This is a genomic window from Cupriavidus basilensis OR16, assembly GCF_000243095.1.
Lineage (GTDB): Bacteria > Pseudomonadota > Gammaproteobacteria > Burkholderiales > Burkholderiaceae > Cupriavidus > Cupriavidus basilensis_D.
In genome coordinates this window covers 41,741-54,214 of record NZ_AHJE01000172.1, presented here as the reverse complement: position 1 = coordinate 54,214, position 12,474 = coordinate 41,741, and the positions used below count along the sequence as shown (strand labels likewise).

16 protein-coding genes and 2 pseudogenes are annotated in these 12,474 nt (G+C 64.4%); 15 read left to right on the top strand and 3 right to left on the bottom strand.

Annotation, left to right across the window (positions count from 1 at the left end):
* Positions 1-766 (top strand): DUF1501 domain-containing protein (locus OR16_RS37160; protein WP_006164226.1); only part of this gene is annotated, 766 nt, incomplete at its 5' end.
* A 201-nt stretch (positions 767-967) separates the two neighbouring features.
* The gene (locus tag OR16_RS37155; protein ID WP_006164224.1) at positions 968-1,366 is read left to right on the top strand and encodes a type II toxin-antitoxin system VapC family toxin; all 399 of its coding nucleotides are present in this window, start codon (positions 968-970) and stop codon (positions 1,364-1,366) included.
* 35 nt (positions 1,367-1,401) lie between these two features.
* On the opposite strand, the gene OR16_RS37150 is transcribed toward OR16_RS37155, so the two are convergent.
* Positions 1,402-1,986, bottom strand: coding sequence for a gamma carbonic anhydrase family protein (locus OR16_RS37150; RefSeq protein ID WP_006164222.1), 585 nt, complete (start codon positions 1,984-1,986; stop codon positions 1,402-1,404).
* A 227-nt stretch (positions 1,987-2,213) separates the two neighbouring features.
* On the opposite strand from OR16_RS37150, the gene OR16_RS37145 reads away from it, so the two are divergent.
* Positions 2,214-2,942 carry an SAM-dependent methyltransferase gene (locus tag OR16_RS37145; RefSeq protein WP_006164220.1) on the top strand — a complete coding sequence of 243 codons (729 nt, stop codon included), beginning with the start codon at positions 2,214-2,216 and terminating at the stop codon, positions 2,940-2,942.
* Between the two features lie 151 nt (positions 2,943-3,093).
* A complete protein-coding gene (locus OR16_RS37140; RefSeq protein ID WP_237717378.1) occupies positions 3,094-3,612 on the top strand; it encodes a BON domain-containing protein in 519 nt (172 codons plus the stop codon).
* A gap of 174 nt (positions 3,613-3,786) precedes the next feature.
* Here OR16_RS37140 and OR16_RS46945 read toward each other — a convergent pair whose 3' ends face one another.
* On the bottom strand, positions 3,787-4,113 hold the full coding sequence (locus tag OR16_RS46945; RefSeq protein WP_006164216.1) for a hypothetical protein: 327 nt from the start codon (positions 4,111-4,113) through the stop codon (positions 3,787-3,789).
* 62 nt (positions 4,114-4,175) lie between these two features.
* Here OR16_RS46945 and OR16_RS46940 point away from each other — a divergent pair, with 62 nt between their 5' ends.
* The 5 genes from OR16_RS46940 (at position 4,176) to OR16_RS37115 (ending at position 6,536) form a co-directional block, all read left to right on the top strand.
* Entirely contained in the window at positions 4,176-4,550 is a 375-nt protein-coding gene (locus tag OR16_RS46940; RefSeq protein ID WP_006164214.1) for a hypothetical protein, read from the top strand.
* Between the two features lie 60 nt (positions 4,551-4,610).
* A complete protein-coding gene (locus OR16_RS37130) occupies positions 4,611-5,015 on the top strand; it encodes a DUF4440 domain-containing protein (protein ID WP_100228057.1) in 405 nt (134 codons plus the stop codon).
* Between the two features lie 365 nt (positions 5,016-5,380).
* Positions 5,381-5,905: an alpha/beta hydrolase gene (locus tag OR16_RS37125; protein ID WP_043422662.1), complete on the top strand. Its 525-nt coding sequence runs from the start codon at positions 5,381-5,383 to the stop codon at positions 5,903-5,905.
* On the top strand, positions 5,872-6,150 hold the full coding sequence (locus OR16_RS37120; protein WP_043422660.1) for a hypothetical protein: 279 nt from the start codon (positions 5,872-5,874) through the stop codon (positions 6,148-6,150). The genes OR16_RS37125 and OR16_RS37120 overlap by 34 nt, the downstream gene beginning before the upstream one ends.
* On the top strand, positions 6,147-6,536 hold the full coding sequence (locus OR16_RS37115; protein WP_006164211.1) for a RidA family protein: 390 nt from the start codon (positions 6,147-6,149) through the stop codon (positions 6,534-6,536). The genes OR16_RS37120 and OR16_RS37115 overlap by 4 nt, the downstream gene beginning before the upstream one ends.
* Positions 6,537-6,611: 75 nt before the next feature.
* Here the strand turns inward: OR16_RS37115 and OR16_RS37110 are convergent, their stop codons facing one another.
* Positions 6,612-7,328 (bottom strand): FCD domain-containing protein, encoded by a 717-nt coding sequence (locus tag OR16_RS37110; protein ID WP_006164209.1) that lies wholly within the window; start codon positions 7,326-7,328, stop codon positions 6,612-6,614.
* Positions 7,329-7,753: 425 nt separating this feature from the next.
* Here OR16_RS37110 and OR16_RS37105 point away from each other — a divergent pair, with 425 nt between their 5' ends.
* The 6 genes and pseudogenes from OR16_RS37105 (at position 7,754) to OR16_RS37085 (ending at position 12,451) form a co-directional block, all read left to right on the top strand.
* A complete protein-coding gene (locus OR16_RS37105) occupies positions 7,754-8,743 on the top strand; it encodes a Bug family tripartite tricarboxylate transporter substrate binding protein (protein ID WP_006164207.1) in 990 nt (329 codons plus the stop codon).
* A gap of 358 nt (positions 8,744-9,101) precedes the next feature.
* Positions 9,102-9,545, top strand: a pseudogene (locus tag OR16_RS46935) (porin); the annotation flags it as partial.
* 25 nt (positions 9,546-9,570) lie between these two features.
* A pseudogene (locus OR16_RS46930) lies at positions 9,571-10,173 on the top strand (porin); the annotation flags it as partial.
* 93 nt (positions 10,174-10,266) lie between these two features.
* Complete coding sequence (locus OR16_RS37095; protein WP_006164203.1) at positions 10,267-10,764, top strand: MarR family winged helix-turn-helix transcriptional regulator; 498 nt, start codon at positions 10,267-10,269, stop codon at positions 10,762-10,764.
* 185 nt (positions 10,765-10,949) lie between these two features.
* Entirely contained in the window at positions 10,950-11,375 is a 426-nt protein-coding gene (locus OR16_RS37090) for an organic hydroperoxide resistance protein (protein WP_006164202.1), read from the top strand.
* A gap of 149 nt (positions 11,376-11,524) precedes the next feature.
* Positions 11,525-12,451 carry a LysR substrate-binding domain-containing protein gene (locus tag OR16_RS37085; RefSeq protein ID WP_006164201.1) on the top strand — a complete coding sequence of 309 codons (927 nt, stop codon included), beginning with the start codon at positions 11,525-11,527 and terminating at the stop codon, positions 12,449-12,451.
* Positions 12,452-12,474 lie beyond the last annotated feature (23 nt).

Genomic DNA, 12,474 nt, shown 5'->3' with positions numbered 1-12,474 from the left:
GCTCACCGTGCCCAATGTCTCGTTGAAGGGTACCGGACGCACGCCCTTCGACGAGCGCCAGACCCGCGTGCTCGCGCAGATGTATCGCGGCACGCGCTTCGAGTCACTGATCAACGAGGGCTTCGAGCTGCGCCAGACCGTGGCGCAGGAGGCCGAGGCCATGCAGCGCCGCAACAGCATGATGACCGCGAACCTGCCCGCGCAGGCCGAGCCTGACATGGCAGGCCGCATGCAGGAGATGCAGGCGGCCAACCGCCGCGCGCTCAGCGCCAAGGGCTTCGAGGTGGAAGCGCGCCGCATGGCGGGCCTGATGCGCGAGCGCTTCAATCTCGGCTTTATCGATGTCGGCGGCTGGGATACGCACGTGAACCAGGGCGGCGCGCAGGGGCAGTTGGCCAACCTGCTGGATAACCTCGGGCGCGGCATCTCCGGATTCGCGGACGAGATCGGGCCGGTGTGGAGCAAGACCACGGTGGTGGTGGTCTCCGAGTTCGGCCGCACCTTCCGCGAGAACGGCACGCGTGGCACCGACCACGGCCACGGCACGGTGTACTGGGTAGCCGGCGGCGCCGTGCGTGGCGGGCGCATCGCCGGGGAGCAAGTCGCGGTGGAGCAGCGCACGCTGAACCAGAATCGCGACTGGCCAGTGCTCAACGAGTACCGCGCGATGCTGGGCGGGATGTTCAAGCGGCTTTACGGGCTGGACGACGCGCGCCTGGCGCATGTGTTTCCCGATACCCGGGCGGTGGATATCGGGCTGGTCTAGGAGACGCGGCCTACGGCTAGCCATAGAGCGGCGACGAGGAGGGAACGCTTGTGGTCACGGGCGTCGGATGCTAGGCTTAGCTAATTGATTAGCTAGACGAAGCGGAGCCTGCCATGCTGATTGTGAACATGCACGACGCCAAATCGGGCCTCTCCAGGTTGGTGGAAGCGATCGAGAGTGGCGAAGAGAAGGAAGTGGTAATTGCCCGAACTCCTGCTCGACACGCATATCGCGCTTTGGGCCAGCTTTGACGATGAAAGGCTTTCGCCGCGCGCTCGCGAGTTGATCCAGGCGCCCACAAATGAGATCTGGGTCAGCGCCGCCAGCATTTGGGAGATTGCCATCAAGAGTTCGCTCGGCAAGCTGCCAGCAGCCATCACTGCAGCGCAGGCCGCGGTTGTCTTCCGCCTCTCGGGCTACCAGATGTTGCCCGTCGAGGCAAAACACGCACTCTTGGTCGAGTCTTTGCCAACCTTCGCCAATCACAAGGATCCATTCGACCGGATGCTGATTGCACAAGTGATGAGCGAGGCAATGGTGTTGCTAACGGAAGATGCGCTGCTTCCCCAATACGGCAAGACCTACGTGCTTGGCGCATAGAAGGGAACCTTTGACTGCGGTGATCGTGGCGAGCGTCAAACGTCGCTCGCCTCCAATTCCGCCTGCAGCCGTGCAACCTCCCGCATCATCTCCGCCGAGAACGCCGACCCTTCCCACACCCGGTAATTCTGCTGCGCATAGGCCTGCGCGTTCCTGGCGTACAAGAACGCATTCAGCCGGTTGCGTAGGTAGTTGTTCTGCGTGCGCGTGACCTTGCCCGGGCTGCCCATCACGATGGAATTGGGCGGGATCACGGTGCCTTCCTTGAGCAAGGCATGCCCGGCGACGATGCTGTTTTCGCCGATCACGCAACCGTCCATGATGGTGGCATTGATGCCGATCAGGCAGTTGTCGCCAATCGTGCAGCCGTGGATGGTGCAGTGGTGCGTGATGGAGCAATGGCTGCCGATGATGGTCGGCGTGCGCTCGCCGATATGCAGCATCACGAAATCCTGGATATTGGTGTAGGCGCCGATCACGATTTCCCGGCTTTCGGCGCGCGCCGCCACATTGATCCAGATCGATGCGCCCTCGTGTACCGTGATCTTGCCATAGAGGTAAGCCGACTCATGCACGTAGGCGGACGGGTGCAAGCTCACATCGGGGCCGATGACTGCCATCGCTGTCTCCTGGGATTATTTTTGGAATGCGCAGATTGTACGTCGATGCGCTCGCGCGCCCGGGGCGGCGCGCGCCAGCAGCCGCGTCATTGCCCGCGTGACGGGCCCTGTGCTGGTAGGTCTCATACCAGCATAAATTCTCATCTTGTCGCGCCGGGACCGGCCCTTTAGGCTGTTCAGGGCCATCTCCCCGCAACCAGCCTGAGCGAACGAAGAGGAACGCTTCCATGACCCCCAACAAGACCGCCGCCGCCGATTCCGCAGCCAAATTCGACCCCAGCCGCGCCGGCGAGTACGAACAGCAAAGCCGCATCGCGCTGGCTGGCTACGATGCCTGCCATGAACTGTCAGCCTGCATGCTGGCGGCAACGCTCGGCGCCGGGCGCGCGGCCGAGGTGCTTGTGGTCGGCGCCGGCGGCACGGCGCAGGAGATCCTTTGCGCGGCCCGGCTGGAGCCGGCGTGGCGTTTCACGGCGGTCGATCCGTCGCAGCCGATGCTGGACCTCGCCATGGCGCGCGTCGCCCAGGCCGGGCTGGGCGAGCGCACGCATGCCGTGCCGGGCGTGGTGGAGGACCTGCCCGCCACGCTGCGTTTCGACGCTGCCACCTTGATCGGTGTGCTGCATCACCTGCCGGGGGACGCAGCCAAACGCGAGATCTTGCGCGCCATCGCCGCCCGCCTGAAACCGGGCGCGCCGCTGATCCTCGCCGGCAATTACCGCGCCTATGCCAGCGAGCCGCTGCTGCTCGCGGCGTGGGGCGAACGCTGGCGTATGCAAGGCGCCAGCGCCGACGCAGTCCAGGCCAAGCTGGGCAAGATCCTGCAAGGCGCGGACCCGCTGCACTCCGAGGCTGCCGTGCAGGCGCTGCTGGCCGAGGCGGGCTATGACGCGCCGCAACGTTTCTTCGGCAGCCTGTTCTGGGGCGCGTGGCTGGCGCGCAAGCGGGGCGGCTGAGCCTGGACGCTCGCGCATGGCCGGGCTTTGCACGGTTGCCAGCCGGTTCTATCCTACGCAAACGAGAGCCGCCATCAAGGAGCTTGCCGTGCCCTTCCGCCCTTTGTCCTTGCCCGTACAGATCGCCATGGCGGCGCTGGCCGCCACCGCCATGCTGGCCTGGCCGGCGCGCAGCGCCGACAGCGACCAGGAAAACCGTGGCCACGACCCCTTCTTCCCGATCTCGTCGCGCATCGCCAATTGCCCGGAGCCGCTCGGGCCTCGCGTGGACGAGGCACAATGGCGGCGCGACGCCCATCACCGGATCGAGGACGGCAACCACTGCTATGTCGAAGGCCGCTGCCGTCTGGGCAATTCCTACCAGTATGAGCAGGAGATCGTGGAAAGCACGCAGCGCCGCCTGCGGTCGCTGTCGATCGCGCTGCCGAGCTGGCAGGAATCCACGCTGTGGCTCACCGTGCGGGGCCGCTGGCTGCTGGTGCAGGGCTGTGTAGGGCGGGGCTTCCCCGGGCAGCCCTTCATGGCGGCACTGCGCGAAGTCGCCGACGTGGAGATCGTGGTCGACCAGACCACGGCGGATCCGGCGCGCGGCGTGCCTTACCCCGTATTCGGTAGCCGTCCCGGCCCGGTGGCACCCGTTCCGCCGCCATCCGGCCGAGGGTCGAATTAGGCATTTTCTTCCTGGGGTTGGATTCTTTGCTGCTGGCGCCAATCCGGATTGTGGGGCGCCATGCCAAGTGCTACCTTCTGGGCGTACTGGCGGCCCGTCCGGGTGGAAACCCTGATGCATGGGAAAGCGCCAGCGGCAGGTTTTTTGCTCGGGACACGACATGACTGCTTACCCTCACGGGCCGAAGCCCGCCTTCAGGCGGCTGGGTGCGATGCTATTTCCATTGCTGCTATGGGGGCTTGCCAATGCCGCCCCGGCGCAGCAAAGCCGCACCGACAGCCCGGCGGAGGGTGTGCCCGGCACCATCTGCGACGCGCCGTGGTTCCAGTCCGGCGCGCGGGCGCAGATGGAGGCCAGTGGCGACATGCCGATGTCGATCACCATGACCATCCGGCACCCCACGCTCACGGAGAATGGCTGCAGCGCCTGGCTGTCGATCCATTCGAAGTCGGCGCTGGCGGCCATGATGGGCCCGCCGGTCGTGATGGACCAGGTCCACAAGATGAGCTTCGAGCGCGGGGCGACCGCCGGTTCGGTGGGCAGCGTGAGCAGCCAGGGAGGGCGTGGTGCTGCCGGGCGAGACGCTCAGTTCGAGCCTGGATCTCGAGATCCACAGCCTGGCAACGGACGAGATGGTCACGACCATTCGCGCGCCATCGGCCTCGGTCTCGGTAGGCGAGCGGCGCGTCGGCCGCGCGCAAACCATCGAGACCACGCTGGGCCGCCGCGAATGCATGCCGATCACTTACGAAAAGCGCACCTCGCTGGGGCCCTTGATGATGGGCGATGAGCTGATCCAGACCGACCCAGCGGTCATGAGCGTCACTGACTGGTACTGCCCGACGGAAGCGTTCGTGCTGCGCACCGAGGTGCGGCAAAAAGGAAAGGTTGAGAGAATCGATACGACTGCGATTGGCATGGACGACGATGCGCAGTGATGCAGGATGCTGAGCGCTGGCGGGAACGCTGCGCCGGGGAACGCCAAGGAGCACCACGATATGAACAACGAGAACCAAGAGATCGATTTGCTGCCCTTGCTCCGGCAACTCGAAACCGAACTGCACCGTCCCGCCGCGCGCGGCGACCGTCACCGGCTGGACGCGCTGCTGCACGAGGACTTCCTGGAGTTCGGCCGCTCCGGCGGCATCTACACCAAGGCCGACACACTGGATGAACTGCCCAACGAAGCCGCCACGGGCACGATCTGGGCGCAGGACTTCTCGCTGCGCACGCTAGGGCCAGGCGTGGCCATGCTGAACTACCGGTCCGCCTGCCAGCAGCCGGACAACCGGCTGGACCGGCACACCCTGCGCACCTCGATCTGGACGCTGACCGCCAAGGGTTGGCAGATGTCGTTTCACCAGGGCACGCCAACCGAGAGCTTCGCGGAAAAACCCGTGTAATCGGGCAGCCGCTTGGCGGCTCCTGCCCCTAGCCGCCTGGTCGTTTCCCCCTTCATGCCAGTCCCGGCAGCACTGCGCTCGCGGCGCTCCGATCGTCGAATTGTGTGTTTTGCGATAATTTATAAATGTTAGTTGTTTGTGTCTGTTGACTTGTTATGTATATTTAAATACATTGTTGAGCACGCGGGCGCGCCGGCCACCGGCATGGCAGGCCGCGCTTCGCCGCCTGCGTGACACCCAAGCAAGAACAAGCGGCGAGAGACGCCGATTCGACCGAGACCAGATTGAATACTCCAGACCCAACTTCCCTTGAACCGCAGCCGCAACTGCCCACCGAGGCGGCCCGCGCATACGAGCAGACCGTATTGGACTGGTCCCAGGATCTGCCCGACGGCATCGTGGCGGTGCGTCACCTGCGCTATGGAACGGATCGCCAGCACAGCTATGACGTGTTTACCGCCAACACCTTGCGCAACGCGCCCGTGCTTGTGTTCTGGCACGGCGGGGGATGGACGAATGGCTACAAGGAGTACGTTTCCTTCCTGGCATCCAACGTGATTCGCCTGGGCATGGTGCTGGTTGCGCCGACCTATCGGCTGGCGCCGGCGCATCGCTTGCCCGCGGCATTCGACGACGCCGTGGCGCTGCTGGCGGAATTGCCCGGCGAGCCGGCTTTACCTGGCCGGGCATTCCGCCGGGGGCGGGATCGCGGCAAGTGGCGGCGCTGCGTACACCGGCCTTGCGCGCGGCCGGTGTCGGGCCCGAGGCGATCCGAGGTTGCCTGCCGATCAGCGGCATCATGGATCTTCATCATCCGAGCCCGGTGCCGCAAAGCCTGGAGGACCGGGTCTATACCATGCTGCTGGAAGCGCCCGATCTCGACGCGGTGATGAGCCCATTGTGCTGGGCCGCAGGCAACACCGTCCCCATGATCCTGAGCTACGGCGAGCACGATAGCGAGCGCGTGATTCACTCCAACCGCCGCCTGCGCGCCATGCTGGCTTGCCAGGCCGGCCCGGTCGCATGCCATGTGCACCAAGGGGAGGATCACTTCCAAACGCACACTGCGCTGAGGGATCCCTCGCATCCGTGGTTCGCGCGGCTTTCCGCGCTCGTCAAGGAGACGTCGCAATGAAAGAGGTGATCGATATCGGCCTGCCCGTGCCGGGCCAGCCCTTCTCTTGGGCCACCAAGGCGGCAGGGCTGCTGTTCACGGCGCATGGGCCGGTTCGCCGCGATGGCTCGGTCGATACCGGGGACATCGCGCAACAGGCGCGGCTCACTTTCGAGAACCTGCGGATGGCGGCCGAGGCCGCGGGCGCGGATCTGTCGTGTGTTGCGCAGGTGCTGGTCACGCTGGTGGATGCCGGCGACGTGCCCGTTGTCGATGCCGTGTATCGGGAGTTCTTTGCAATGCCATATCCAAACCGCTCGACCGTGATTGCCAAGGCGCTGGTGGTGCCTGGCATGCGCATCGAGATCGTTGCCTATGTTTCACTGTCTTCCGTGCAAGCTGGCTAAGAACGCAAACAAGCAACCACGCGCGCGCCGCCCACGAGCCGGGCAGCGCATGGCAGCGTTGACCGGCGGCGCGGGCTACTCCGCGAAGCGTTTGCTGAGTACGTCGGCCGTGCGCATCAGGTGCTGGCGCAGCAGCTTGGAGGCCTTCGCGGTGTCGCGGGCGAGGACAGCTTCCATCAGGTCCAGGTGTTCCTTGAGGACATCGTTGGCCAGCTCCTTGCTGGAGCGCGGATAAGCCAGGCGGATACGGCGATAGCGCTCCGAATGATCCACCAGTTGTTCGTCGATGCGCAGCAGCCATTTCGACGTGGCCGCGCAGACCAGCGCGAAATGAAAGCGGCGATGCGCCGATTCCCAGAGTTCGACCGCGGCGGTATCCGAAGCATCCGTCGGGAGCCGGGCCTTGGTCAGCTTGTAGTAGGCCGCCATGATGTTCGCCCCCCAATCGTCGTCGCCGTGCGCGATGGCATCTTCCAGCAGCAACAACTCGATCGACGTGCGCGCGCCCATCAGGTCAAGCAGGTCGCTCCTGGACAGCGGCGAGACGCTGAACCCACGCTGGCCTTCATTGCTGACGAGCCCTTCGCCGCAGAGCAGCATCAGCGCCTCGCGAATCGGGCTGACACCCAGTTCGTAGCGCTGTTGCAGCGCCTGGAGGCGCAGCTTTTCGCCGGGGGCCAGGCCGCCCGCGATGATGTCCGCGCGCAGCAACTGATACGCCCTCTCGGAGATGGTCTGCGCTGGAGCGGGTTCGGTGTTCTGCAGCCTATGCAGCAAGTCTGTGGTCCGCATGATCTCTCTTCTTTGGTGAGTCTCGGCGGGGTTCCGGGAAAAACTCAAGAGCACAGAATTATATACCTGAGGCCATCCTTCATAAATTATCGGTGTTCAACGAAATTGTGAGTTAGTGGGGTAGCCGCCGCCAGACACGGCTTCGTACCTGCAAAGCGGGTGTAAGCAAAACGGTACTCAAGTGTCCGCAGCCCTCTGTGCTTGCCTCCCATGCTTTCCCACGCTCGGCATGTTTCCTGTTGGCCCCGGGTATACACCAGCGTTTATTTGATTGAAGAGAATTTATAATTTTTTTAACTTGTTATGTGAAACGTTGTTTCATATATGAACAGCGGGACGGCATGGCAAAGGGTGCCTCATGGCGAATGAGGCTGCGTGACCAAGAGCGTGTATGTGCAGGTCTGAATAACTTCCAGAGGGTTGTCATGAAGCATTTCGAAAGGCGCAAGGTGGTGGCTGCCATCGCAGCCGTTGTCTCCGTCCTGGCCACCGGTGCCGCCTGGGCACAGGGCGGCTATCCGTCCAAGCCCGTCACCCTCGTCGTGGCCTATCCGGCGGGCGGCGACACGGACGTGCTGGCACGCCTGTTTGCCGAGAAGCTCACCGGCCGCCTGGGGCAGCCAGTGGTGGTGGAAAACCGGTCAGGCGCGAGCGGGACGATCGGCACGGCGTTTGTGGCGAAGGCGGCGGCCGACGGCTACACGCTACTGTTAGCGCCGAATACCATCTCCATCTCGCCGCACGTGCTGCGCCCGGGCACTGGCGCGTCTTACGACCCGCAGAAGGACCTGACGCCAGTCGCGCTGCTCGGGACGCAGTCGTTGTTCGTGATCGTGAACAAGGCCTCCGGCGTGAACAAGATGGCAGATCTTGTGGCCCACGCGAAGTCGGGCAGCTTGCAGAGCTATGCCAGCCCCGGCAGCGGTTCGCCGATGCAGATCCTTGCCGAGCTCTTCAACAAGTCGGCGGGCGTCAAGATCATGCAGGTGCCCTATCGCGGCAGCGCACCGGCGGTCGTCGATCTGCTTGGGGGCCAGGTCCCGATGATGTACTCGACGCTGGGCCCGGTTGCGCAATATTTCCCCTCCGGCAAGCTGATGCCCCTTGCCGTGGCCGACCAGAAGCGCTCGCCGTTCGCGCCCAACGTGCCGACGCTTGCCGAGTTGGGATACAAGGACGCCGAGGTCGGGGCCTGGCAAGCCGTGGTCGGGCCGAAGGGCATGCCGGCCGAGCTTGTGCGCACGCTGAACGGCCACTTCAACGAAATCCTGAAGATGCCCGACGTGGTTGCCCGCATGGCCACCATTGCCGTGACGGCCCAGGGTAGCGACCCGGCCACGCTGGGCAAGCTCATTGCCTCGGACTATGCGCGCTACGGCAAGCTGGTCAAGGAATTCGGCATCCAGGCGGATTAGTCGTCTTGCCGGCGGGCGTAAAGGCCAGATGGCGGCCTTGCTGCGTTCCCTCACGGTCGGGCATTTCTCCGGCTTGCTGTGATCTAGCCAGAGCATCCGGGCGGGCCACGTAGCCACGCAGCCGTCCCTGAAATCGCAACGCACCGTGTTTTTCCCGCCGCTTCGGCGCCGGGGAGGGCTTCGTGCGTGCCGGATCCGGATTTGTATGGAGTTATGGAGTTTATAGATTTCTAGCGTGGTTGCCGAAGCTGCCCGCGACCAGGGGCAGCTTCGCGTGCAGGGCGGGTCCGGGAGGGATGGGAAGCCCCGTCTCTCCTGCCATCAAAACGATTCGATTCGAACGGCTGGAGGGAAGGCAATGAAGCGGGCATGGGTGGTGTTTGGCGCAGTGGGAGCAATCGGCGCAACGGCGGGAATGAGCGGGGCCTGGGCGCAGTCGTCCAGCGTGACCCTCTATGGCGTGACGGACATGGGCGTTGTCCGCGAAAGTGGTGCCGCCGCCGGTTCCGTGACCAAGGTCACCAGCGGGATGATGGCGGGATCCCGCGTTGGCATGCGCGGGCGGGAAGAATTGGGAGGCGGATTGGCCGCCTTCTTCACGCTGGAAGCGGGCATCCTGATGGACACGGGCGCTTCGGGGCAGGGCGGCCTGTTGTTTGGCCGCCAGTCCTACCTGGGACTGGACTCGCGTTATGGTCGGCTGACCCTGGGGCGCCAGTACACGACGCTGGCCTACGCCCAGGTCGAGATGGATCCCTTCGTCACGGGCCTGGCCGGCACGTCCGCCAACCTGATTTCGGCGGGCGGGCGGGCGTGGCGGCAGCAACCGTTTCGACAATGCGGTGAAATACAACCTGCCTGGCTCGCTGGCGGGCCTCGAAGGCGAAGTGTCGTACAGCTTCGGCGAGGTCCCCGGAAGCACCAATACCAACAGCCAGTTTGGCGCATCGATCGGTTATACGCGTGGCCCGTTCAAGGCGAAGCTGGCTTACGCCGATGCCCAGGATGCCAACGGCCCGGGCAAGAATGCCCGCGAGGTCTTCTTCGGCGCGAAGTACGATTTCGGCGTTGCAACGGGCTACTTCAACTATGTCGTCAATCGCGGCGCGATCGTTCCTGGCACGCCCAACTACAAGTCGGAGGATGTGCTGGTCGGGGCTTCCGTGCCAATTGGTCCGGGGCGCGCCATCCTCTCCTACATCTACAAGAACGATCGCACTGCGGCTAACAACGATGCCCAGCAGTTCGCCGTCGGCTATGTCTATGACCTGTCCAAGCGGACCAGCCTCTACACGTCTTACGCGCATATCCGGAACAACGCGCCGAATACCGCGGCGACCGGTTTCTATCGGGTCTGGAATGCGAACGATGTTGGCAATGCCGGCGCCGGCAACAGCGCGATGAGCATTGGCGTCAACCACATTTTTTGAGCCGCAGCGCCGGGTGCAGATGCTCAGATATGCGTTAATGTACTCATTAAAAATAGCTTGCAATTGAATCGTGCGCTATGTATATTTCAGCCCATGGACACGAAACGCACCTCCCGGACCAAGCAGGCAGCACCTGGCGCCGCGGCAAATGCCGCTTCGGCGTTGCTGCTGGGCCAGCAGTTCTGCTTTTCCGTGTATGCCACGTCGCTTGCGCTGAACAAGCTGTACCGCAAGCTCCTGGCGCCGCTGGGCCTGACGTATCCGCAGTATCTGGTGATGATGGTGCTATGGGAGGCCGATGGCCTGACCGTCTCGGAAATCGGTGGCCGCCTGCATCTGGATTCGGCCACGCTGACCCCGCTGCTCAAGCGCATGGAAGCGCAGCAACTGCTGCGGCGTGAACGTGCCGTTGCCGACGAACGGCAGGTCATTGTCACGCTGACCGCCGAAGGCCATGCGCTCAAGGAGCAGGCTGAGGCGGTGCCCCGGGCGGTGCTGTGTGCCTCTGGCTGCAGCGTCGATCAGGTGATGGCGGTGAAGACGGAGCTGGACCAGCTGCGCGAGAGTTTCGCCACAGCGGCCGGCGGGTAAGGATCAAAGCGCCGGCGCGATTGGAGCGACGGCTGAAGGCGGGCTGAACAACTTGACAGCCCATCTTTATTGTCTAATATATAGCGTGCTATTTAATAGTTAGCTATTTAATAGGGAAAGCGAACAGGCTTTCTTCAACCGAAGGCTCGATGAGCCGGTTTTTATCACTAGCCAGGAGTGTCATCATGTCGATCGAAAAAGTCCTCTACCGTGCTTCCGCCACCGCAACCGGAGGCCGTGACGGCCGCGCCGTGTCGTCCGATGGCGCGCTGGATATCAAGCTGGCCACCCCGCGCGAGCTGGGCGGCGCGGGTGGTGCCGGCACCAACCCGGAACAACTGTTCGCGGCTGGCTACTCGGCTTGCTTCCTCGGCGCCCTGAAGTTCGTGGCGGCGCGTGACAAGGTGGCACTGCCCGCTGACACCGCCATCACCGGCCAGGTCGGCATCGGCGCCATCCCCACCGGGTTTGGCATCGAGGTGGACCTGAACATCGCCCTGCCGGGGCTGGACCGCGCCGTTGCGCAAGACCTGGTCGACAAGGCCCACGTGGTCTGCCCGTACTCGAATGCCACGCGTGGCAACATCGACGTGCGCCTGACGCTGGCCTAAGCACGCATCCAGATCCCCGGAGTCCCCGGGGCCGGCCCCGCGCGATGCTCTAAAATGCGCAATCCTTGCACGCGGGGCCGGGGGGCTTGTCTCGCGCGCTGTCCCAGGCAGCAAATGGCGAAACAACAACACAGCCCCACGGAGACACAGTGCGCTACGAGCTCACCGACCTGCGCCTGTTCCAGGCGATTGCCGAAGCACAGAGCCTTTCCAGCGGTGCTTCCGCTATCCACATCACGGCATCCGCCGCCAGCTACCGCCTCAAGAATCTCGAGCATGCGATGGGCACCGCCTTGTTCGTGCGCAGCGCGCGCGGCATGGAGCTCACGCCCGCCGGGGAAACCTTGCTGGTGCACGTGCGCGAACTGCTGCGCGGCGTGGAGCGCATGCATGGCGAAGTCGGTCGCTTTTCCGCTGGGCTCAAGGGCCATATCCGGCTGCTGGCCAATAGCAGTTCGCTCAATGGCTTCATCATCCCCAGCGTAAGCCGCTTCCTGGCCGCCAACCCGGACGTCAACATCGACCTGGAAGAGCGCGCCAGCCAGGCGATTCCCTCCGCCGTGGCCGCGCAGGAGGCCGATATCGGCATCCTGGCCGGCGACATCGATGCCAGCGAGGTGCGCGCCGTGCGCTACGCGGTGGACGAACTGATCCTGGCGGTGCCCAACGGCCATCCGCTGGCGCGCCAGGCCGAGTTGCGCTTTGGCGCTGCGCTGGATTTCGATTTCGTCTGCATGAGCCGCGCCAGCAGCAACTTCCTTTTCTTGCGCGACATGGCGCAGCGCGCCGGCAAAAGCCCCAACGTGCGGCTGCACGCCCACAGCTTCGAGGCCGCGTTGTCGCTGGTCGAAGCCGGCGTGGGCGTGGCGCTGGTACCGCGCAGCGTGGCCGCGACGGCCCTGCGTGAGGCGAGGATAGCCGGCGTGCGCCTGGCGGAGACCTGGGCCCGCCGCGAGCTGAACCTGATCGTGCGCGCCGAAGGCAAGCTGCCGTCCTTCACGGCGGCGTTCGTGCAATTCCTGCTCAGCGACCCGCGTGTTGCCGCCACGCGGGAGGATGGCGCGCCTGTGGTGTAGTTGCGGGCATTGCCGCCATCCAT

Excerpts from the sequence above, each read along its gene's own strand:
- OR16_RS37145 (WP_006164220.1), top strand. The coding sequence starts at position 2,214 with ATGACCCCCAACAAGACCGCCGCCGCCGATTCCGCAGCCAAATTCGAC.
- OR16_RS37090 (WP_006164202.1), top strand. The coding sequence starts at position 10,950 with ATGTCGATCGAAAAAGTCCTCTACCGTGCTTCCGCCACCGCAACCGGA.
- OR16_RS37150 (WP_006164222.1), bottom strand. The coding sequence starts at position 1,986 with ATGGCAGTCATCGGCCCCGATGTGAGCTTGCACCCGTCCGCCTACGTG.
- OR16_RS37105 (WP_006164207.1), top strand. The coding sequence starts at position 7,754 with ATGAAGCATTTCGAAAGGCGCAAGGTGGTGGCTGCCATCGCAGCCGTT.
- OR16_RS37095 (WP_006164203.1), top strand. The coding sequence starts at position 10,267 with ATGGACACGAAACGCACCTCCCGGACCAAGCAGGCAGCACCTGGCGCC.
- OR16_RS37115 (WP_006164211.1), top strand. The coding sequence starts at position 6,147 with ATGAAAGAGGTGATCGATATCGGCCTGCCCGTGCCGGGCCAGCCCTTC.
- OR16_RS37110 (WP_006164209.1), bottom strand. The coding sequence starts at position 7,328 with ATGCGGACCACAGACTTGCTGCATAGGCTGCAGAACACCGAACCCGCT.
- OR16_RS37140 (WP_237717378.1), top strand. The coding sequence starts at position 3,094 with ATGCTGGCCTGGCCGGCGCGCAGCGCCGACAGCGACCAGGAAAACCGT.
- OR16_RS37120 (WP_043422660.1), top strand. The coding sequence starts at position 5,872 with ATGCTGCTGGAAGCGCCCGATCTCGACGCGGTGATGAGCCCATTGTGC.
- OR16_RS37130 (WP_100228057.1), top strand. The coding sequence starts at position 4,611 with ATGAACAACGAGAACCAAGAGATCGATTTGCTGCCCTTGCTCCGGCAA.